This is a genomic window from Ectothiorhodospira variabilis, assembly GCF_022227625.1.
GTDB classification, from domain to species: Bacteria; Pseudomonadota; Gammaproteobacteria; order Ectothiorhodospirales; family Ectothiorhodospiraceae; genus Ectothiorhodospira; species Ectothiorhodospira haloalkaliphila.
Map to the genome: position 1 here is coordinate 13104 of NZ_JAJNAO010000001.1, position 21200 is coordinate 34303.

Below are 21200 nucleotides of genomic sequence, written 5' to 3' on the forward strand. Positions count from 1 at the left end.
CCTGCAAGTTTTTTTTACCCGCAGGAGATCAATTTGTTTTTGGAGGGGTCGTGATCAAGTGCAACCTGTCCCGCCTGATGGGCGAACGGAAGCTGAAAATCTCGGATGTAGCCCGCGACACGGGCATCAATCGCGGGACGATTACGCGGCTCTACCAAGAGACCGCCACCCGGGTGGACCTGGAGGTGGTGGACGCGCTATGCCGGTACTTTGAGTGTGAGGTGGGGGAGCTTTTTGAGTATCGGGCGGAGGAAGGGCCTAAGGCTTCAGGGTAGGGTTGACTGGATCAAGCCCGGAGCAGGACTCCATCCAGCTTGTTTGGGAGAGCGCACACAGGCCTTGTGAGCTACCCACGAAAAATATCCACCTTTGTCTCAAGGCACCGCCTCATGCTGAGGTCATGGGCACCCACTCCAAACCACAGGTCGGGCTTCTGGTAAAAGTCCAGACCCCGCCCGATTTTGATCACCCAGCCATTGTCGATCTTGATTTCCCGATCGTGAAGGTTCTCATTGATCAGCACCTTCAACTCAATGTCCAGTTCCAAGAGGCTCTGCTTTAGCTCCTCGAAGCGGTCGTTGAGCATCTTGAGGTCGGTGTCCTGATCATGGCTGGTAGTCAGCACGATCTTGCGCACGGTGGGCGACTTGATTACTGCCTCACAAAAGCGCACGAAGTTATGAGTCTGATGATTGACCCTGATGTAAGGGTCCTCGATTTCCACCAGCTTGGCACCCTTCAGGTAAGGAAGGATCAGAGACTCGTAGCTATAGCCGGTGTCCCCATAGTGAATCGTAAAGTGCTGCTCCTGAGGCTCAGCACTGGGCTCAGGTTCAATGGCAGGGACAGATGGCTCAGCGGGCACCGAAACCTCAGCCGCCACGGCAGAGTTAGCCTGGGCCTCGGTGACCTCATCGCCCGCGTGGATGTTACGCCGGCTCGGCTCCTGGGTGGCTGTGGCGGTCCTGGACTCCGGACAGTACACCACCACCTCCTCCCCCGAAGCCGTGAAGTAGGAGAGGTTGATGCGGGAGAACTCATCATCTGTCTTGCGCTTGTTCATCTGCTCCTTGACTCGGCGACGCGACTCCACCGCATAGGCCACATACTCGTCAAACTCCTCATCACTTGGCTTACCATGGGGATGGAGGATCTTGAGGAAGGCACAGAGGGTTTTCTTGATACCCTTTTCGTCACGCCCCTCCACAGCATCGCCAAGCTTCACCCGGCTGGAGACCTCCTCGTAGCGGTTGGTCTGCTTGAACTGGTAGTGGAACGCTTCGGCCAGGTAGTCGGTGATGAAGCCGTAGTTGCGGGTCAGGAACTCACTGCTGTTCTTGGGCATCTCCCAGCCTGGCAGATAGCAAGCAAAACGGTCCTGCACAGCCAAGTCGAATTCCTTGGGCAACGGCTGGAACAGGTCATACACCTCGGAGTTGACGATCTGCTCCACCGAAAGGTCCAGGTTTCCCACATAGGCCATAGAGGCCTGGGCAATCACCTCAACGCCACGGGAAAATCGGCCATTGGCCATGAAGTCCTTCATAATCTGAATGGTATCGGGGTCCTTGATTTTGATCCCACCCACCTCGTCGAAGGCTACCGTGTCCCAGTATCCCACCAAGCCGATCTTGCGCCGCTGAACGTTATAGAACAACGTAGCCTTGGTCGCCTGCCCTCCGCTGATTAACGTAGAGTAAGGCGAGAATTCGCTATAGAAATAAGACTTGCCGGTGCCCCGGGGCCCCAGCTCGATGAAGTTGAAATTAGGCTCTATCAGTGGCGCCAGACGAGCGATAAAGTGGAATTTCACTCGCTTAGACAGTCTGCTCGGTTCCAGGCCGACCGAACGCAGGATCACGTCCATCCAGTCATCACGGCTGAACGCTTCCCGCCCTTCGCAGTAACGGTCGAAGTCAAAGCGGCTCAGCTGGATCGGGCGCAGTTCCTGGACTAAGAAGGCGTAGTCGTCATCCTCAATATCGTTGTAAGCGATGGTCACCTCAGCCCAGAGTCCACCTTGGAGTAGCCGCTCGTTGTCACGGTAGAACTTCTCGCTGATCGCCACACGTCGGGAGTCAAAGTTCTCCAAGGCCGCCCAGTGGCGCCTATCCTTCTCGACGTAGTTCACATGCACCTTGTCGATGAATCGGTGCTTACCCTTGGTGGCAACCCGGGACTGAGCCGCGTTGGCCTCGTTGGGACGCACATAGTTGTCGTTCAGGGTGTCCAGTACGGCTTCCATACCAGCCTGGATCTCCTCCGGCTCGTCGCTGGCACAGTAGCGCGCCAACAGAAACTCGAGCACGAAGGTGGGCACGTTCGTGCCTTTCTTGATGCGGTGCAGAAGATCCTTGCGCACCACCTTGCCATCGAAGAGCGAGGTTAACTGCTGGTCAAGCGGGTCCATGGCCTATACCGCGTAGTCAGTTTCAAGGTCGATCTGGCTGTAAACAGTATGTGTCCTCGGGTCCAGAGCCTTCACCTTAAACTTACCCTCGAACTCCATCTGCATCTTGAGGTTCACCTTCACCGTTTCACCGGGCTGCAGGGTCAGGGTACCGGTTGCAGGATTAACCGGGCCGGTGGTCCTGGCCTCTCCAACCACATTACCCTTCTTGTCATGCGCCTCCAGCAGGATCTCATAGCTCCCCTCAATGGAGAACATGTCGGCCGCCTCGACCCCTACGTCGATCACCGGAACCCGGGTAGTGATACGCGTTGCCCCCTGCTTGTAGCGGATGCTGACGCTGGGCCGCCTGACGCTAGGCTGCTCTTGGCTTCTCAGTTGCATGCGGATCACCGGCACCACGCATTCCTGAAGCGACAGCCCTCCATGAAAGTACTGAAGCCCGGTTCGATAGGGCGCCATGGTGAATGGCGCGGCTAGCTTGGTGGCGTTGCTGCGTATCCCAAGTCGCTGGGTCTCCATCACCAGATGGTGGTCATCGGCAGAGCCATCACCCAGCGCACACCTGTCGTGAACAATCAGCCAGTCACCCTGGGGCTTGCGGGCCACATCACCGGCCCCGGCATGGCTGTTCATGTAAAACCCGTGGTCTGTCGCTATCACCACTTCATGGAATCCGTGCTCAATGAGGCGATTCACCGCCATGCGAATGCGCTTCAAGGCATGGGTGATCTCAGCCGGAGCGGTCTCTGGATGGTTCTCAAAATGGCTGTCAATCTCTACCGATCGCAGTACCAGCAGATCCGTTTCAGGGTCGATCTCGGGCCCCTTGTTGCGAACGAAGTCCTCCAGACGCATCTCGGCAAAGCGCTGCCCATAGCGTCGCCGGAAGGCATCCATGCGCTGGGCAACACTACCCACCGCTTTGCCGTCCAACATGGGAATCAGACCCGCCTCCCCCTTATCCAGCGCCAGGAGGTCGTCGGCACCGGGTAATAGGCTCGCCATACCCACAGGCGTCACGCTGGGCAGCTGAACCAGTGACGGCTGCATCTCGATCGCGCCGTCGTCCGCCAGCTGTTTCTCAAGCGCCACCCCAAGTTCATAGCGCAGCGCATCTACCATGAAGTAGGCCACGCGATGGCCATTCTGCTTCAACTGAGGGGCTACGAGCCGGTCGAATACTTGGGTGTTGGCCAGCATGCCGGGAAGCGGCCACCCCGTCTTCTTGAGCAAACGCATAAAGCACTGCTGCACCGCCTCCGCCAGACTGGCATAGCACTTGCGCGCAGCCTGGATCAGCGACGTCATCTCACCGCGAGTGTCCTGCCACACGAAGTCACTCACCGCCTGCTCAAACTCACGGTGAAGCCGATCCATCTCGCGAAGGCTGCCCACGTAGAATTGCACCAAGGCTTCCAATGTGTCGGAGTGCTCCGGCAAGCGCTGTTCGAGATCATCACACACCTGCGCCAGGGAGGCCGCTGCATCCACCAGGTACCACTTCTCCCGACTCTCGCCATGAGAGGTCCACACTGAGCGCTCATGCTGCACGAGAATGTCTCGCACGCGCTCGATATCGCCACCGTCGAAGGCCAACATTGCCTGCTGCAGGAAAGTGCGCTCCTCGAAGGGGAAGGTATCTCGCTTCCCCAGGTCGGACATCGCCCGGCAGTGATCGGAAAGATTCAAGTCCTCCTCAATCTCCTTGGCCTTCTCGATGTAGAGATCCTGGCTGCGGCGATCGTTGCGAAGCGTTTCACACAGCGTCTCGATGATCGGCCGCGCGCCATCACCGGCCCGCGGTATATCGGCAAGCGCCTCGGGCAGTGCTTCAGGCAGGTCGAACACGAACTCGCTGAACAACACGAAGCGCCACAGCTCATCTGCAATGGATGACAAGGTCTTGCCGCGAGTTCGCAGCTTCAATCCCAGGGTCCGATTGAACAGGTCACGAGCTTCGCTGACCCATGCGTCGCTGGCCTGAAGCGCCTGTCGCTGCCGACTATCCGGCGCCATCAGCCCGAGCAGGATGTCCCGGCTGGACTCCGCACTCAGCTGAGCGCGCAGGTTCGGCCAGCCCACGCCGCCGCCCACGGCGTCGATCACGGGAAAATCGGGGTAAGCACCTTCGGCGAAAAGCCGGCGAATCTCGTCAGCATGCTCCGGCTTGGCCTTCAAACACAGCGATTGAAAGCTATCCCCATCTCCATCCGGAAAGACTCCACCACAGGCCGCGAAAAGCGAGAAGGGATCGATCTGCTTGTGCTCGTCATCCAGCGGCGACTGCGCAGGCACATACACGAGCAGTCCCTGTAGTTTGCCTCGCCCAAGGCGCTGCAGCGCCCGCATGGCCTGCTCTCGACTTTCAATACTGCTGTCGGTGGCGTCCACCACCTCAGTGGCATCGCTGGCTAGACCCTGACAAAGCCTGCGATAGCGAAGCTCCGGGTCATAGACCACCACGACCGTACGGTTCCGCAGCCGCTCCGCGAGCACCTGCTCCTGAATGTAGGCCTCGATACTCATCTACATCTCACTCCTGATCCCTGTCTCTCACCCACCGGGCGCGTGCTCGGCTGATGTCTCGAGCCTGTTGGCAACCAAGGTCCAAGTCCAGCGACCTGGAGGTATCCGTTTGTTGCTCAAGTATAGGCCACAACAGACTTTGTGGATCACATTATGGCAGAAAGTGACCCACAAAGTCTGTTGTGGCTCACCGATGACCCTCAAAACGCTTCTGCTCCCTCAGCAATATTCAGCAGCGCGGGGAAGCACAGCACGGCTGCCCGCCGTCCACTGGCCTCTATCAGGTCACGCAGCACCGACTCTCTCCGTAGAAGTGACAAGATGCGCTTGGCCGTTCCCTCTGGAATACCTGCACTGCCCACAAAATCCGAGCTTTTGAAGATCGGCCGCTCGAAGATCCAGTCCAGAGCCAGAATGGCGTATTGCGAACGTGTCAGCTCGGGTAATTCACGTTTCATGTGCTCGTACAGCTCGAGGATCTGCGTTGCCCGCCGCTGGTTTTCCTCGGCCTGGGACTGCACAGCCTCGAGGAAAAAGCGGCACCAGCCCGTCCAGTCGCCATCACGGGAGACTGCCAGCAGCCGCTCGTAGTATTCATCCCGGCTGGCCTCGAAGAAGGCACTGATGTAGAACATCGGCCGCTGAATCAGCCCGACCTGCCACATGAACAGCGGCACCAGCATGCGCCCAAGTCGACCGTTTCCGTCCAGGAAGGGGTGCAAGGCCTCGAACTCCGCATGCAGGATCGCCAGCTGGACCAAGCGATCTGGTGCATCGGAGTGGGCATAGCACTCCCAGGCGCTCATGGCATCCGGCAGCTTCTGGGCCGAGATGGGAACGAAGCGAGCCTGCTCGATGCTGCAGCCGGCGGGACCGATCCAGTTGGGAATACGGCGATAGGCGCCCGGCGACTTGCCATGCCCCCTCACCCCGGAGAGCAGCACCTTGTGCGCCTTGAGGATGACGCGCTGCGACAGCGGCAACTCCTGCAGCATCTTCTCAGCCTGGCGCACCGCGGCACGGTAATTCTGGATCTCCTGAATGTCGGCGCGGCGGTCGGGACTCAGTTCGGCTTTGCCACCCTCCGCCTCGAACTCCAACACCTCACCCATGGTGGCCTGGGTGCCTTCAATACGCGACGACAGCACCGCTTCCTGGGTCGTCAGGGGCGACAGCAGCACTGAAGCATTGGGTATGGCAGCCAGGGTACCGTCATAGCGGGCGACGGCGGCAGATGCCGGCCCCAGCAGTGGGATCAACTGGGGCCAATCCAGCTGATCAGGCGGGAAGTCCCCCAGATGGTAGTGAACGGCCATGGCCATCAGATCTCTATGGTTGCCGGGGCCTGCCAAAGCTGGTGCAGGTCTGGTTGCTGCCCCGCAGCCAGGCAACGAACCACCTGGGTAACTCGTTCCGCACGATCATCGAGGAATCGTTCGAAGTCCTGCTTGAGCCTTTCTCGAGCTCCCGGTTGCGCCAGGTCGCCATAATCACCCTTGGCCAGGAGGTCATAATCAATGAGGTGGGTCTTCATGCGCTGGCGAACCGTGTCTTCACCTGCCCAGTCAACGCGCTCCTTGAGGTAGGCAAGCGGATCCTTGCGACCAATGACCCGGTTGGTCTTCCAGGTGATCAGAGCACAGTTGAGCGCCAGGAAGCTGGGGATCTCGGCCTCCTGAAGCAGCGCATCGGGGAACACATGATGGTATTCCCGCTTCTGGAGGCTGTCATAGCTGACCGGCTGATTGTCGGCGAAGTCCCTGGCTTCCAGGTAGGTCGTCACCGCCATGATGCCCCTGGCCTCGATCCCCATGGCCTTGGGCCAGCCGGCCGCCTTGAGCTCGTCCTTGGTGGCCAGCGGGTATTGGGTGCGATCCAGGACCGGAATCTGAGCGATGTGGGATTCGTCAAACTGCTGATTCTGCAGCACCGCCTTGAGCACCTTGAAATCCGCATAAGCCCGCGACGCGGAAGAATTCTCATAGCGATCGGTAAAGAACGCGGACCAAAGGTAGCGCTGCAGCAGGGTCTCCGCCTTGCCGCGATAGTCACCGTCATCAGGGATCAGCTCGTAGCAGGCCGCGATCACCGAGAGCACGGCATTGGTAGGCAGCCTGGCGGCATCGTGAACGCCCTGACTGGCCAGAAACAGCGCCATACGCTCGAGGCCACGCTCCAGGTGACGCCAGTTATCGACGAGCACCTGCTTGTTCATCTCGATCATGCCGCGATTGTTCGGCACCTTGTCCTGCAGCAGCGCCGAGGTCGAGAGGATCAGGTCCCTGAGCTCGGCATAGCGCTTGGAGTAAGGGCATTGGGAATCGAGCCGCGCCTCGAGATCATGTAGCGAGCTGCCGGCCACGCTCTCGACCTCCGCCACGATGATGTCGTATAGCGATAGCGGCTTGCTGTTGGTGTTCATATTGATGAACACCTGAAGCGCCACCTCCTTTGGAGTGGCTGCCGGCAATGCCAGGTAAGGGAGATTGAAATGTGTCACCCGCTCCCTGAGTTGATTGATGGCATCTTTCAACTTTTCCTGAAGCGTCATGTAGGCCTGGAGCTTTTCGAAGGCATCGTCTTCCCCACCCATCGGCTTCAGATGCTGTGTGGCATCGGCCAGCCAGGCTGATATCTCAGCGCTCATATCACCCGGGCGCAGAAGCGAGATAGGGAACAGTCCTCGCTCCAGGGTGTACCGGGGTTCATCCGCCCAGAGCGGCATCCGCCTACCGCGCTTGTCGAACCACCTGGGCTTCATGAAGACCTGCGCCTCCTCGCCAGTCCTCTCGGCGCGGGGGTCAAATTCCGGGTGGTAAACGAAGAAGGTTTCGTAGTCGTAGTTGTTATGCATCGCCCGCCAAAAGGCCGTCAGCCGCTGCTGGCCATCCAGCAGGTGCTGGGTCACCGTGCCTTCCTTTTCCGGCTCGGCGGTGCTGATATGCCGGGATACAAACTTCTCGTTCTCGTTACCATCGACCTGAAGGATCAGCACCACACCCATCGGCAGGTTGCTGATCACGGTATCCAGGAAGCTGGCGATCCGGTTTCTGTCCCAGGCCTCCATGCGCTGGAAGCGCGGCAACTTGATCGAGCCACGCTGGATGTCGTGAAACCATTCGCCAAGGCTGCGATCGTGCGCCTTGCTGGACTGCACCATCATGCTCATTCACCGCTCCCTGTGTTTTTCTTACGCCCTCGCGCCTTCTTGGGCGCGGCCTCGGGTTCGACGTAAAGGTGCTCCAGATCGTGAGCGATGGAAAGCGACTTGTCGGTAACGCACTTCTCGCGCACCCGCTCCGGCCAGTAGGCCATGGCCAGGTGGGCCCAGTCGTAGTCGCCTTGCTCCAGCTTCTCCCAAGTCTCCTGGAGCACCTTCTGCCACGGTTTGTGGCGGAAGAGCGGCCAGAGCGGTGCGGCGGTGATCTGCACGCCGTCGTCGTGGTTGGGCTTGTAGTCGGGGGCGATCGTCAGCAGGGTGTCGCGCAGGTCGGCGAGTTCGTCGCGGAAGTCGCTCAGCTCCTCCAGGCGCTTCTCGTCACCACGGCTGCGGCTGGCGCCCGCTAGGCGCAGGTTACCCAGTTCGCTCTCAACCTGCTTGAGCTTGGGTTCGACGAAGTCGTTAACGGCGGTGAAAAGGGTTTGGTCGGTGAGAGCCGGGTAGTAGAGCCACAGGGTATAGCTGCTTGAAGAGGTCGCTAGCGGCCAGTAGATCGGCGCTTTGCGGCGGCTCTTGGAGTACTGCTGCAGGTGGTACTTGAAGAAGTCGCGGCGCAGCCAGCGGCGGAGATCCTCGTCGACCTGGGCATCTACCGTCTCCAGCACATCGGCCATCAGCCGCGGCAGGTTGTGTTCGTGGCCGGGGTCATCGACAAGGATACCGGCGTGGCGATGGTAGGGCTCGGCCCCGTCGGGCAGCATGCCGGGGCTCTTGGCCGGCAGTGGGTCGAAGGGGTCGGGCTCGGGTGGTGCTTCGCGCTCTCCGGTGACGAGGCGCCAGTCGAAGCGGCCGAAGGAAACACCGACCGTCCAGGAGAGCAGAGCATCCAGGGAAGGTACCTCTTCTCCTGCCTGGTCACCGTTGTAGCTGCTTTCATCAACGTTACTTGCTACATTGATGTCGCTCAAAATTGATTGTCGGCCTTCATCGAAGAAGCCGTAAAGATCAAAAGCGAGATCGTCAATCTGAGTTTGAATACCTGTAAGTTCTGCTTCAATGGCCGAGGGGGCGTAAACGGTCGAATGCCTGAAAAGGGCTGCTGGAAACGAAAAGGCATGGGAGGTTTCGGTTGTGGTATCAAGCATCCGCTTGAGCGACCAGGCGGTGCTGGCCAATTCAGCGAGTTGCCGCTTTAGCGCCGAACTCAGGTCTGGGACAGGCGTTTTCTGGATGACGCCAACTTCATAGGAGCCGAAGGCCATCTGCAGGGATACCAATATTCCGAAGGCACGGGAATTGGCGAGTGCAAGCAAAGCCAACAACTCTTCCGGATCATCGTCCGCAACGAAAGCAGCTGGGCCTTTATCAGCAAAGATGCATCCGGCTGGCATTGCACGGAGGCTCAGACCGCCTTGCGTTCGGCGTGGCCAAGTAAGGCCAGGGCGGAAGTAATGTTCAACTGACTCTGGCTTTACATTAGGGCGCCCGATCCGCCCGAAAAAACCATGATAGGTCTCACGCTTCTTGTCCCAGTGAAGCTGAAGATGGATATCGGCATAAAACCGAGAATAAGCTCCGCCTTTGGCGTACGGAACCATAACCCCAACCTTAGGGCCAGCCGCTGAGCTTTCCCAACTTAGGCGAAGCCATCTTTCATCGTTAGAGGAGTGACCGCCGAGACGCGCAACTCTACGATTTCCTTCGAACGGTGGTAGCTGGACAAAGGCATGCACTACTGACTCGCTAACCCAATATGCAAAGGGCTCACCCGGTATGGCCTTGAACGACTCGGGCTCCACCTCGAAGACATGAGAATCCAGCTCACCCCGACGAACGAGTGCACACGCGCTGGAGAGTGCCTTCGCTTTGTCGCTCTCGTTCAGCAATCGCAGAAACTGACTCATGCTTGCTTCTCCAAGACGTAGGCGGCGGCCTCGACCATGGCGTCGTCCATCACACCATGGCCGAGATCGGCCATGGCTGCTGGGCGGGCGACGCCCAAGACCACCTGCTTACGCCATTTACGGTAAGTTGTAAGAAAGAAGCAAGCACGCGAAGTGATAGCTCCCAAACGGCCGCCTTTTATTAAATTCTCCAGCCCTCTCTCAACAAAAATCGCTAGTAAATCATTCATGCTATTTGGGTAATCCTTCCCCAGCTTATCCTTAACACCCGCACTCAACGCCCCAAACGGCGGATTCATCACCACCACATCAAAGACCACCCGACAGAGATCAATCATCCGCAATCCCTGCAGCGCATCTTGGGCAAAGAGCCGACTGCGGTAGGTGGCGCTGGCCTCCTCGGAGAACTCCCGCAGCGCCCGACGCAAACGCTCCTCGGCCTTCCGCCAAGTCTCCTGCTCCAGCTCAGCGAAGAGGTCGTCAGTACCCTTGCCCACATAGACCTGACGGACTAGAGCGGGGAGCTCCTTCTCGGCGCGCAGCAGCACGCCCAGCTCGGGCAACCCCTTGAGCATCTGCAGGGTCTTCTCGAAGAGCTCGGCATCGCGGCGATCCAAGCGGGCGGCGAAAGCCTCGCGCAGCGCCTTCTCAACCGGCGGGGCTACAGCGGCGATGACGTTGCCCCGCCCCACATCCGGGCGCTCCAGCGCCGGCACCCCGGCCTCGTGCCAAGCGCGCTGGGCGCGCAGCCACAGCGCCAGCGAGGCGATCTGGGCGGCGCGCGGGTCGATCTCAACCCCGTAGATGTTGTGCTCGATGATCAACCGCGGCACGTCGCGCAGCAGGGCCTCTTCATCACCATAGGTGTGGCAGAGCGGTTCGAAGCCGGCCTCCGGCTGGGTAGAGAGGTCCAGCGAGCCGGGACCGTGCTGCTGCTCCCACTGCCAGGCATCTCGGTAGATCTGCAGGAAGAGATCGAAGGCGTAAAGGCCGAAGTGCATGGAACCACAGGCGGGATCCAGCAGCTTGAGGGTGCGCGGGTCACGCAGCTTGATGCCTGCCTCGGGCTGCTCGTCGGGCTTGACCAGCAGGTACTGGCAGCTGTCACGCAGCGGCGTGGTGCCGCCGGTGGCGTTGAACCACTGCCGGCCCAGGGTGTTGTCGACCAGGAACTCCACCACATAGCGCGGGGTGAAGAACTGGTTGCGCACCGCGAGCTCGCGGCTGTTGCGCGGGGCCTGGCTGGCCTTGCGCATCGCCTTGCGCTCTTCCTGGCTGTTGAAGTACTGGTAGATCCAGCCGATGGTCTCGTCCAGCGCCCACAGCGGCTCAATCTCGTGGTCGTTGAGCAGCGCCAGCAGTTCGTTGAGCGCCGTCTCACGGGGGAAGAGCCGCCCTTGGGGCGCGAAGCGGTCGAATAGCGCCGGCAGATCGAGGGCGAACTCGTCGAAGAGGCTGAACAGGAAGGTCTGGTAGGCCTCGCCGGTCTCCCCCAGGGCGGTGCCGGCCACGTGGCGATAGAGCTCGAAGGCCTGGGACTGAACCCCCTGGCTGACGGCGGGAAGCAGCAGCCCACGCGCCTCCATCATCAACAGCGCCGCCAGGCGGTTGAGCACGGTGAAGGCCTGCTCGCGGATGATGCGTTGGATGGCCATCTGGCGCTGGGTCTTGCTCTCGCCTTCCCCGGCCAGGTAGTGGGCGAGCGTTTCACGCAGCAGTGCTGCGATGTGGCGTTCACGGTCGGTCAGATGGGTCAGCCGCGAGAGCTCGGTCACCTCGCCGGTGAGGGGGTCGAGGCCGTAGTCCTGCTGCAGCTGCAGCGTGAACTCGTCAGTCAGTGTCTTGCGACAGTCGCTGACCAGGCGCTGCAGACGGTTGCGTGTACCTTGATCGAAGGCCATGACTTACTCCTTGTCGCGGTTCTCGGGGGCCTCATCGAAGGCGACGTCCAGCTCGAAGGCATGGGCGTACTCCAGCTCACCGCGCAGCTTCTGCAGCTCACGGATCATGGCGTCGAGGGTGTCCAGGGAGGTGATGCGCGAGCGCGTCTTGAAGCGCCGGGTGAGCACCTTCTTGTTCTCCTGGCACCCTTCCTGCTCCTCCTCGAGCTCTTTCTGCTCCTCGCGGATACGCTCCTGCTGGCGCTCGCGGCCGACCCGCTCGATATGCTCCTTGAGGGAGGCCAACTCCGCCTGGAGCTCGTAGTCACGGTTGACCAGACGCTTGAGCCCCTCGATATCAGTCGAGGCTTCCAGCGCCAGCGTATCCAGACGGCCGAGAAGGTCCTGCTGTTCCTGATTGGTCAGCTCAGGCCACTCCGGCACCCGGGCGAGCTCCTGCTCCGCCTGGCGCAGCCGCTGCTGCTGCTGTTCCTGCATGCGCTCGGTGGCCTGGCGTACCTGGCTGCGCAGCTCGGTGAGGCGGGTATTGAAATCCGAGGCGCTGCGGTACGCCTCCTCGGAAGCCAGGCGCGTCGCGATCTCCTTTAGCGGTTCGGCCAGTTCCGCCTTCAGCTCGCCAGGAATGCCGCTGCCGGGCAGCCCGTCGATGGCCTGGGCCAAAGCACGCAGTTCCTTCAGGGTGTCCTCCAGGCCCTGCTCGAGCGCCTTCTTGAGCTCGGCCGCCCAGGTCAGGTTGTCATAGAGGCTGGACTCCTGCCGGCCCATCCGCTGGGGTGCGTCGGAGCCATCGGTGAGCAGGATATCCGCCATGTCACGCCCCATCGCCTCCAGGCGCTCGTCTCCAGGAAGCCCCAGCGCCTGCAACCGGCCGGAAAGCGAGGCGTAGCGCTGCTGAAGCTGGGGGAAGAGCTTGGTGGCCGCCTTGCTGATGGCATCCTCGAGCGGTACCACCATATCGCCGCTAAGCTCGGTCAGCCGCTTGGAAGCCAGCGCCAGCATCTCCATGGAGGGACGGTCTTCGCGCAGCGAGATCCCCACGTTCTTGAATGCGTTGTTGGTCTTGAGCGCCTCAATGGCCTGCTGGCCATTGACGGTGACCTCCCGCCCCGAGACCTTCAGTTTGATCACTCCACCCACCAGCATGGCCGCCACCAGGTAGCGCAGGGTATCCTGGGACCAACCGTAGGGAGCGTCGCTGAAGCGGCTGGCCAGGCTCTTGCCCTCCACCATGCCGACCCGATCGATGTGATCACGAATACTGACCAGGGCGCGGTGATCGATATTGATGCCAGGCTGCCCGCCCTGCTGGGTCACTAGGCCCAGCGGATCCAGCTTGGTGGTGATGCCGCTGAGGTTGCCGACGCGCAGGAAGCGCTCGGCCAGGTCGCTTTGCACCCGCTCCGGAGCCTCTCTGTAGCGGCTGAACACCTGCCCCGCCACGCCGGCCAACTGCTTGCGCGCTGCCTCAGACAGATCGCCCGCCAGGCTCTCCACGGCGGTGGCCTGTCCGCGAAAGATGAAGGAACCCCGGACCAGACTGCGCTTGATCAGCCGCTGCAGGTCGGCCGCTAGGCGGCTGGCGCGATCCAACTGAGAGCGGCAATAGTCACGGACCTCTTGGTCGGGATCGTGGCGGAACTTGTCGTTGATCTCTTGGCAGCGATAGATATCCGCGGTGAGGTCGTCCAGCTCCGGCGACTTGCGCCCCACCAGATAAATCAGGTTCTCGTTGGCCTTGACCCTGGAGTCGTCCTGCAGCCGCAAACGGGCGGCATCGTAGTCGGTTGGCTCTACCAGCTCGACCACCGTCTGGATGGGGTTTCGGTCCCCTGCCAGTGAGGTCGGCAGCCCTTCGTGGCCCTGGGTCTTGAGGCCGGTCTGCACCGAGAGCGAACCATGCAGCTGGGTGCTCGGCAGCGGCGAGAACACCTCCTCCAGCGCGCGGTTGAGGATGCGCTTCATCTCCACGCCGCGCAGCGGGATCTGGGTGCGCTCCTGCTCGATATCGTTGAGCTTCTCGCTGAAGAAACAGAGGAAGCCATCCTGCTCGCCGAAGGGCACAATGGGGTCGCCGATCAGCTCCTCGATGGCGGCATTGATCTCCTCCGCCTGGCTGCCACTGGCCACCTCGGAGTGGATCAGGCTGGCGACGTTGCGCCGGGTGATCGGCAGGTTGCCGAGGATCTGCAGCACGGCCACTGTCTTGGCGATGCGCTGGGGCAGCTCGGCGTCACGATAGCGGATCTTGGTGACCGTATTCACGGCCTTGTGCCAGTTGGGGAAGGCCCGCTCGATATCCTTCTCCAGGGCGTCGTAGAGGGTCACCGTGGTGGCCAGCCAACCTACCGGCTGGTTGGCGACGGGGATGCGCTTGCCATCGCCCTCGATGAGGATGTCCTGGATCACCTTGATGGCAGAACGTAGGCCGATACCGCCGGTAGAGCGCGCCAGCGCACCCAGGAGATGCAGCAGGATGTCGAAATGCGCCGGCAGGAAGGGGTAGAGGTCGATGAAGGTCTGGCGATCGAAGTCGGCCCCGTAGGCGCGGGCATCCTCCAGCTTGGTGTTGTGGCGCAGCGCCTGGCCGTACTGGTCGAACAGCTCGCCGAGTTGCTTGGCCCCGTCCGGCGACTTACCGAGCAGGCGGGTGTAGCAGATCTCCTTGATGTCATCGGCCTCGAGGTCGATGGAGATCGGGAAACGGTCCTTGAGCTTGAAGAGCTCGGGCGAGTTGAGCGAGGCCCGTGGATCGTCCTCGGTCAGGGTCTGCTGGCCGGTGCCGATCAGCCACACCTTGCCGTTGCCCTGGGCCTTGATGTTCTTGGCCAGGCCATCGAGGTTGAGGATCAGCGGCTGGCGCGCCCCCACGTACTGGCCGACCTCGTCCACGATGAAGATCACATGCTCCTTACCGGAGTGCTCGCGCACGATATCAAGCATCTCCTCGACGCGATCGTTCTCGAAGCGGATCACATCGCTGGTGGCGGTGTTGAAGGAGGCAGGCGTGGTAAACAGGGTGGGATAGAGCTCGTGAGCGATTTCCGGTATTAAGCTGTCAACCACCAACTCGTCGTTGCGATAGTCTCTCCAGGCCTCGCCGCCGGTCTTCTCCTCGAAGCACCTCAGGAACTCCTCATAGCGCCCCTCCTGTTTCAGGCGGCGTTCCAGCGCGGCCACCTTCAGGTTGCGTGAGTAGCCGGCCCACTGCAGCACCTTGTAGTAGAGAACGCTGGAGACCTCCGCCATGGTGGCGCCACTGACCTGCTCGGTGGCCAGATCCAGCATCAGCACGGCGGCTGGGAAGCGCTTGGCGACGGTACTCAGCAGTTGCCGAGTAGTGGTGCTCTTAAGGCGGTCCTGAAGATGCTGGCGGAACGGCACCCCATCGATAATGACACTGTCATCGAAGGCCAGGCCGAGATACTTGGTGAAGGAGCTCTTACCCGAACCATAGAAGCCTGATACCCAGACGCCGACCTCGTTCTCGCCACCGGCCTCCATGGCCACCTGCATCTTGGTGAGCAACTGGTTGAACTGTTCGTCGATGGCGTCCGTGACCACATATTCTGAGATCTCCTTGCGTAGGCGCTCTTCCTGGGAGACGCCATAGGCGATCACCTTCTCAATGCTGCGGTAGATATCGCGACTGGGGTCAAAAAGCTGTTTTATTTCCATGGAGTCACTCCTTATCTTAGCCGCCGACGTGAACCGACCGGTAATTACCATCTTCGGGGTAGAAGCCCAGAAACTTGAGCCGCGTCTTACCGGTGCGCACCCCTGGGTAGAGGAACACGGTGGGCACGTGGAAACGCCCTTGGAGCTGGCCTTCGATCACCCCGATACGCATATAGGGGTGCAGTGCCTCCAGATCCGTAACGAGCAGGATGCTGCGCGGCTTGCCCTCCAGTTCGCTCAGCCTGGCTTCGAGCCGTTCCTGGAGTGCCCCGTTGGCCACTGCATTGGAGAGGGACGCATTGGTCTTCCTCCAATCCTGGGGATTGCGCTGGTCAGCCGTCAGCCAGACCTTGCGCATGCGGGCCTGGGAGAGGATCTCGTCGACCGCTTCGGCGATGGAGAAGGTGTGAACGTCCCAGCCCTCGTTGCTGAGCCGACTCTTCCAGGCCGCCAGGTGACGCTTCACAGCCAGGATCTGCTCCGGACGAAACACCAGGTAGAAGATCGGCTCGAAGCTGGCGTGACCGAAGTCCCGGCCATGACGGATCCGCTCCATCAGTTCGTTGAAGTCAGTATCCAGCGAGGACATCGACCACCTCCTGCATGTTCTTGTGCTGCCAACTGATGTGCGTAACGTCACCCGCGGTCTGCATGATCAGCAGGCCCTCGAGGGAGAGGCGCTTGAACTGCTCCTTGACGTCGGAGCGCTCCAGGCCGAAGAGTTGCCAATCACGGTGGTTGAGGATCTGGTTGTCGCCCAGCCCCTGGGACTTGAGATCGTAGGCCAGGTAGGCCGACACGCGAGTGGAGAGACGAAGCGAATGGAGACGGCGCGGACCACTGCGACGAGACTCCAGCAGGCCAAAGTCGGCACAGGCACTGAGCAAGTAACCTGAGACACGGCGGACGGTGCTCTTCGACCAAGGTTTCTGGGTCTTCCCCTCCCGCACCGCATTCTCGACGAAGCGCAGCGCATCCTCCCGGGACAGGCTATCTCGGCCGGAGGTATAGCGCGGCCAGTACACCTCGCGTATGAAGTCGGCCAGGATCATATTGGCTCTGGCGGTGTGTAGCAGAAGCAACTGACGGCGCTCGTCGCTGTCGAGACATGGCAACAGCTGCTTCAGCCGTTCGGCGACACCCGGCTGGCGCAGATAGCGCGGCCCGAAACATTCGCGAACGATATTATCCAGGCGTCTCGCCGAGACCAGCGGAAACTGACCTGACTCGAGCGCCTTGGCGAACAACTGGGGATAGCGCATCCCAGGCTCATAGAGCTCGAAGAGTCGCTGGGTTTCCTCAATCAACCCGAGACCGGCCTGCAGCTGAGTCGTATAGAGACACGGCTGACTCACTGCGCCTCCCGCAGGTACGGGTAGGTCTGAATGCCCCGGCGAAACGCATCCAGATAGAGGCCTGCCATGGTGGCAAGCGGCATGGCCAGGCTCTCGCCAAGATCCCCAACGACAACGGGCCCTTCCTTCGCTTCTTGAGGCGAGGCCAGCTTTTCCAGACGAGCCTGAGCATGTTCTGGCGAATCGATGTGGTCAAAGAGACCCTCAGCCTGCTCACGATCAGCGACCAGGGTTGATGCTCCCTGCTCGTAATGCTCTGGCATGTGGAAGAGATGCAAGGTGCGGCCAATTCCGATGTGTTCATCATGAACACGCCGGGCGGCCTCCAGCACCCCCTGGTACTGCGCCTGCCGAGCAGATCGGCCAAACACCGGCGTCAAAAAGGCCATGGCAGACTGACCGAAGAAGTGAGAGCTCCACCAGGCCGGTGCCTGCTCTCCCAAATAGCCGACCAGCACGCGCAGTTCGGCCAGCGTTGCTGCATCCTTGATCATGTTATCCCCTGCGAGCCTGTGAATCCTGACTTAAATTCTTTTTATAAACAACATTTTAACCGACATCCACCTACCCTGCTGCCGATAGGGGTTATGGTACGTCAGGTCAAAGGTAATCGCGAGGGTAGGAGACTATCCGGACGCAGAGCGACTCCCGGGAGCGAGGGTGCGTGCCATATGCTCGGTTAACGTGCTGGCACAGTATAAGCGGGGTATGTTTTGGTCAAGCCTGAGGTCCACCTATCCAACTGCGCACTCCAGCGCATCTCAAGCCGCCATAGGAAGTGCACCATGCTCCCAGATCGGCTACCACGGTGTGCTACCAGCAGGGCAGAAATTGATTGATTGCGGCTAGCACTCACCCAAGCCCCAAAAAATCCGGGCCCATTTCTGCCACGGGCACACCCAGGGCACATTCTGGGCACACGCCCAAGAGTGGGAATTCTGGAAAAATGAGACCTTGACTCGCTGAGCGTTAGCCGCAAACAGGCCAAAAACGAGTGCTGGCAGGCGTGGTCAGCACTCATCGGCCATTTCGGCGCCGATGGAGGGGCTGTAAGCCTTTGATTTGAGGGGAGATGGCGCGCCCGGCAGGATTCGAACCTGCGACCCCTGCCTTCGGAGGGCAGTACTCTATCCAGCTGAGCTACGGGCGCGTGATGCGTATGGTACTCGAAATTGAATGCTAGCTGTTGTGCCCATTTGGCCCCTGAGTGTTGCCTTCGGAGGGCAGTACTCTATCCAGCTGAGCTACGGGCGCCTTGCGGGGATTCTAGCATAACCCATGGACCAGTTTGGGAGGGGCCGATGGGAGGGCGGAGAATAGCCCAAAAGGGGCGGCGCGCCAAGGGGGCGCGCTCGCCGTTCAGGGGGCCCATCAGTTATGGCTCCTCAAGTACTGCCACGGTATAGCGCCACAGGTTCAGGGTGTCGGACCAGTGGTTTGCGGGCAGGCCGGCCTTGCGGCGCAGGGCGGCCATGAACTCGGCCGGTTGCGGCAGTTGCTCCCACACGGCGGGCAGGAAGGTGGAGCGATGGGGGCCGTCCTCAAGGATCACGCCGTCCATGCCGGGGCGCAGGCTCTGCAGCAGGATGTCCTCGTTCTCCACGTCCAGGGGTTCGCTGGGGCCCAGAATGGAGATGGACAACGCCACTTCCGGCGCCTGAGCTTGTGGCAGGGGTGGAAAACGGGGATCGCGGAAGGCGGCCGACCAGGCATTGTGGGCCACATCGTCCACCAGGGGGCGGTGGGGCTCCAGGGTGCCAATGCACCCGCGCAGGGCGGATCGGTGATGCAGGGTCACGAAGGTGGCCGCGGGCGTCAGCAGGCGCTTTGAAAGCGATGCCCGCTGGGCGGGGATCGCTGGCTGGGCGCCACTGACGGCGCGACGGGCCACCTGGAACAGCAACTGATGCTCGGCAGGGTCCAGCTCAGCTGAACGCATAGGCCCCATAACCCACCACCTGCTCCCGGGGTCCGGCGGTGTCGCCGGAGTTGCGCAGGACCAGCGTTTCGCCCTTGAGGCCGTGCTTGCGGGCATTGATCAGCAGGCCCTGCACCGGCACGTAACCGCAGGCATGACCGGGCTTGACCTCTTCAGCCTTCAACTGGCTGATGGCTTCCGACGTCCGGCTGTCCACCTGACGGGCCGTGTCGTAATCCAGGTAATGGCTGAGATCGGAACTGATCACCACCAGGGTGTCTTCATCGCCCCATACGTCTTCCAGGGCGCTGGCCACTTCCTCGCCCGTGGCACTGCCCACCACGAGTGGCACCAGGGTGAAATCGTCCAGCAGCATCTGCAGGAAGGGCAGTTGCACCTCCAGGCTGTGTTCATTGCGGTGTGGCTCATCGAAACGGAATACGGTGGGGGACTTCACCGCCCGCTCGATGCTGTCCTGATCCACGGGCACGGTGCCCAGGGCGGTCTGGAAGGCATCCACACTGGGGGCGGCGATGCCGTAGAAGCCCACCCGATGGGCCGGACCCAGCAACACCACGCGCTTGATGCGGGCAGCCCGCTCGGGGGTGAGCGCGGCATAGGCACGACCGGCCACGCCACCGGAATAGATGTACCCCGCATGGGGGGCGATCAGGGCCTTGGGTGGGGACGTGCCTGAGGCGGCCTCCTCCTCGGCACCATTGAGATAGGACTGCACCGATGCCCTCAGGGCCTCGGCCTCGGCTGGGTAGAACTGACCCGCGACAGCGGGGCGGCGTATGGTGTCCACGGCGGCTCCTCCAGATTGTGTGGCTGGATATCCGCCCTGGAGACTTCACCGCCGGATACTGCTGTATCTCTGATGTGTGTTTGGCCGATGACGGCAAAACCGATGAAGCCATGCCTTTGAAAGGCACCGCCGCTATCGGCACGCACCTACAGCGGCAAAGGGGGATATCGCATTGTGTTCGGCATGTCACATGAAACTCATATCACGATTGTGTGACAAGCGATTGACAGCAAGGATTCCCTTGCATTCATGTACAAGCACTTCTGCACAAGGGTGCAGGCGAACCGGAAATCCTATAGGGCATGAGTATAGTGCCTTTCATCAACTTTCGGGGCGGGAACTTGATCCTGGCAATAGGATCTCATTGGGCACGGGGTGAAGTTCTAAAACGCATCCACAAAGTGATGGATGAGATATCACATTCACTTTGTCTTTTATCTTTTTGTGCATCAAAGGTCACATGCAGATCACGCCCGATACCTCCGCCTTCCCCACGCGCCACTGGCATGCATTGGACGACGGTCGCGTGCAGTGCGATGTGTGCCCCCGGGCCTGTAAGCTCCATGAAGGCCAACGCGGCCTGTGCTTCGTGCGCGGGCGCAGCCGTGGCCGGATCGTGCTCACCACCCATGGTCGGGCCATCGGTTTTCGGGCCGATCCCATCGAGAAAAAGCCCCTTTATCACTTCCTGCCCGGCAGCCGCACCCTCTCCTTCGGCACCGCCGGCTGCAACCTGGCCTGCAAGTTCTGCCAGAACTGGGACATGAGCAAATCGCGGGAGATGGACATCATGCAGGCCCGGGCCACACCTGAGGAACTGGCCATGGCCGCCCGTGATCAGGGTTGTGCCAGTGTGGCCTTCACCTACAACGATCCGGTGATCTTCATGGAATACGCCACCGACACGGCCCGAGCCTGCCATCAGGCGGGGGTGCGCAGCGTGGCGGTGACGGCGGGCTATATCAGCCCCGGGGCGCGAGAGGAGTTCTTCGCGCCGATGGATGCGGTGAATGTGGATCTCAAGGCCTTCGACGAGGCCTTTTACTGGGAGCTCTGTGGCGGCCACCTGGAGCCGGTGCTGGATACCCTTCGCTACCTGCGCCACGAGACCGACATCTGGCTGGAGCTGACCACCCTGCTCATTCCCGGTCGGAACGATGATGATCAACAGTTACAGGCGATGACGCGCTGGGTGGTGGATGAGCTGGGACCGGATGTGCCCATGCATTTCAGTGCCTTTCACCCGGACTGGCGCATGACCGACCTGCCCCGCACGCCCCTGGCCACCCTGCAACGGGCACGGCGCATTGCCCGGGACAATGGGGTGCGGCATGCGTATATCGGCAATGTGCATGATGCGGAGGGCAGTACCACGTGGTGTCGTGGATGTGGGGCGGCCCTTGTGGTGCGGGATGGCTACCGGGTGATCCGGCAAGATGTCGGGGCTGATGGGCAGTGTCCAAGATGTGGTGCCCGGTGCGCGGGGAGATTTGCGTAACGTGAAGAAAGATAAATGGGGGCAAATTGAAATCTGTCCCCC

Annotated in this window: 14 protein-coding genes and 1 tRNA gene; 2 read left to right on the top strand and 13 right to left on the bottom strand. The window is 60.9% G+C overall.

The genetic code is table 11. The features are described from left to right. Positions 1 to 50 precede the first annotated feature (50 nt). On the top strand, positions 51 to 275 hold the full coding sequence (locus tag LPW30_RS00055) for a helix-turn-helix domain-containing protein (RefSeq protein ID WP_239679770.1): 225 nt from the start codon (positions 51 to 53) through the stop codon (positions 273 to 275). 71 nt (positions 276 to 346) lie between these two features. Here LPW30_RS00055 and brxL read toward each other — a convergent pair whose 3' ends face one another. The 13 genes from brxL to amrB all read right to left on the bottom strand — a co-directional run bounded on the left by brxL (position 347) and on the right by amrB (position 19660). Continuing rightward, positions 347 to 2410, bottom strand: coding sequence for a BREX system Lon protease-like protein BrxL (gene brxL, locus LPW30_RS00060; protein ID WP_239679771.1), 2064 nt, complete (start codon positions 2408 to 2410; stop codon positions 347 to 349). 3 nt (positions 2411 to 2413) lie between these two features. Continuing rightward, complete coding sequence (locus LPW30_RS00065; protein WP_239679772.1) at positions 2414 to 4939, bottom strand: PglZ domain-containing protein; 2526 nt, start codon at positions 4937 to 4939, stop codon at positions 2414 to 2416. Between the two features lie 200 nt (positions 4940 to 5139). Further along, positions 5140 to 6255: a Fic family protein gene (locus LPW30_RS00070; RefSeq protein ID WP_239679773.1), complete on the bottom strand. Its 1116-nt coding sequence runs from the start codon at positions 6253 to 6255 to the stop codon at positions 5140 to 5142. Between the two features lie 5 nt (positions 6256 to 6260). Further along, positions 6261 to 8108 carry a DUF262 domain-containing protein gene (locus LPW30_RS00075; RefSeq protein WP_239679774.1) on the bottom strand — a complete coding sequence of 616 codons (1848 nt, stop codon included), beginning with the start codon at positions 8106 to 8108 and terminating at the stop codon, positions 6261 to 6263. Continuing rightward, positions 8105 to 10003 carry a BREX-1 system adenine-specific DNA-methyltransferase PglX gene (locus LPW30_RS00080; RefSeq protein ID WP_239679775.1) on the bottom strand — a complete coding sequence of 633 codons (1899 nt, stop codon included), beginning with the start codon at positions 10001 to 10003 and terminating at the stop codon, positions 8105 to 8107. The genes LPW30_RS00075 and LPW30_RS00080 overlap by 4 nt, the downstream gene beginning before the upstream one ends. After that, on the bottom strand, positions 10000 to 11904 hold the full coding sequence (locus tag LPW30_RS00085) for a BREX-1 system adenine-specific DNA-methyltransferase PglX (protein ID WP_239679776.1): 1905 nt from the start codon (positions 11902 to 11904) through the stop codon (positions 10000 to 10002). The genes LPW30_RS00080 and LPW30_RS00085 overlap by 4 nt, the downstream gene beginning before the upstream one ends. Positions 11905 to 11907: 3 nt before the next feature. Further along, positions 11908 to 15579, bottom strand: coding sequence for a BREX system P-loop protein BrxC (gene brxC, locus LPW30_RS00090; RefSeq protein ID WP_239679777.1), 3672 nt, complete (start codon positions 15577 to 15579; stop codon positions 11908 to 11910). A 16-nt stretch (positions 15580 to 15595) separates the two neighbouring features. Beyond that, entirely contained in the window at positions 15596 to 16168 is a 573-nt protein-coding gene (locus tag LPW30_RS00095; RefSeq protein WP_239679778.1) for a BREX protein BrxB domain-containing protein, read from the bottom strand. Continuing rightward, a complete protein-coding gene (locus LPW30_RS00100; RefSeq protein ID WP_239679779.1) occupies positions 16149 to 16934 on the bottom strand; it encodes a DUF1819 family protein in 786 nt (261 codons plus the stop codon). Before LPW30_RS00100 ends, LPW30_RS00095 begins: the two co-directional genes overlap by 20 nt. Continuing rightward, complete coding sequence (locus LPW30_RS00105) at positions 16931 to 17428, bottom strand: BrxE family protein (RefSeq protein WP_239679780.1); 498 nt, start codon at positions 17426 to 17428, stop codon at positions 16931 to 16933. The genes LPW30_RS00100 and LPW30_RS00105 overlap by 4 nt, the downstream gene beginning before the upstream one ends. Positions 17429 to 18007: 579 nt before the next feature. After that, positions 18008 to 18084 (bottom strand) — tRNA-Arg (locus LPW30_RS00110). Between the two features lie 225 nt (positions 18085 to 18309). Beyond that, positions 18310 to 18873 (bottom strand): AmmeMemoRadiSam system protein A, encoded by a 564-nt coding sequence (amrA, locus tag LPW30_RS00115; protein WP_025280490.1) that lies wholly within the window; start codon positions 18871 to 18873, stop codon positions 18310 to 18312. Continuing rightward, a complete protein-coding gene (gene amrB / locus LPW30_RS00120; RefSeq protein ID WP_025280489.1) occupies positions 18860 to 19660 on the bottom strand; it encodes an AmmeMemoRadiSam system protein B in 801 nt (266 codons plus the stop codon). Before amrB ends, amrA begins: the two co-directional genes overlap by 14 nt. A gap of 460 nt (positions 19661 to 20120) precedes the next feature. Here amrB and amrS point away from each other — a divergent pair, with 460 nt between their 5' ends. Further along, positions 20121 to 21158, top strand: a complete 1038-nt coding sequence (amrS, locus tag LPW30_RS00125; RefSeq protein WP_239679781.1) for an AmmeMemoRadiSam system radical SAM enzyme — start codon at positions 20121 to 20123, stop codon at positions 21156 to 21158. The last annotated feature ends 42 nt before the right edge of the window (positions 21159 to 21200 follow it).

Excerpts from the sequence above, each read along its gene's own strand:
- LPW30_RS00075 (WP_239679774.1), bottom strand. The coding sequence starts at position 8,108 with ATGAGCATGATGGTGCAGTCCAGCAAGGCGCACGATCGCAGCCTTGGC.
- LPW30_RS00070 (WP_239679773.1), bottom strand. The coding sequence starts at position 6,255 with ATGGCCGTTCACTACCATCTGGGGGACTTCCCGCCTGATCAGCTGGAT.
- LPW30_RS00095 (WP_239679778.1), bottom strand. The coding sequence starts at position 16,168 with ATGTCCTCGCTGGATACTGACTTCAACGAACTGATGGAGCGGATCCGT.
- brxL (WP_239679771.1), bottom strand. The coding sequence starts at position 2,410 with ATGGACCCGCTTGACCAGCAGTTAACCTCGCTCTTCGATGGCAAGGTG.
- LPW30_RS00085 (WP_239679776.1), bottom strand. The coding sequence starts at position 11,904 with ATGGCCTTCGATCAAGGTACACGCAACCGTCTGCAGCGCCTGGTCAGC.
- brxC (WP_239679777.1), bottom strand. The coding sequence starts at position 15,579 with ATGGAAATAAAACAGCTTTTTGACCCCAGTCGCGATATCTACCGCAGC.
- LPW30_RS00105 (WP_239679780.1), bottom strand. The coding sequence starts at position 17,428 with ATGATCAAGGATGCAGCAACGCTGGCCGAACTGCGCGTGCTGGTCGGC.
- amrA (WP_025280490.1), bottom strand. The coding sequence starts at position 18,873 with ATGCGTTCAGCTGAGCTGGACCCTGCCGAGCATCAGTTGCTGTTCCAG.
- LPW30_RS00065 (WP_239679772.1), bottom strand. The coding sequence starts at position 4,939 with ATGAGTATCGAGGCCTACATTCAGGAGCAGGTGCTCGCGGAGCGGCTG.
- amrS (WP_239679781.1), top strand. The coding sequence starts at position 20,121 with ATGCAGATCACGCCCGATACCTCCGCCTTCCCCACGCGCCACTGGCAT.
- LPW30_RS00080 (WP_239679775.1), bottom strand. The coding sequence starts at position 10,003 with ATGAGTCAGTTTCTGCGATTGCTGAACGAGAGCGACAAAGCGAAGGCA.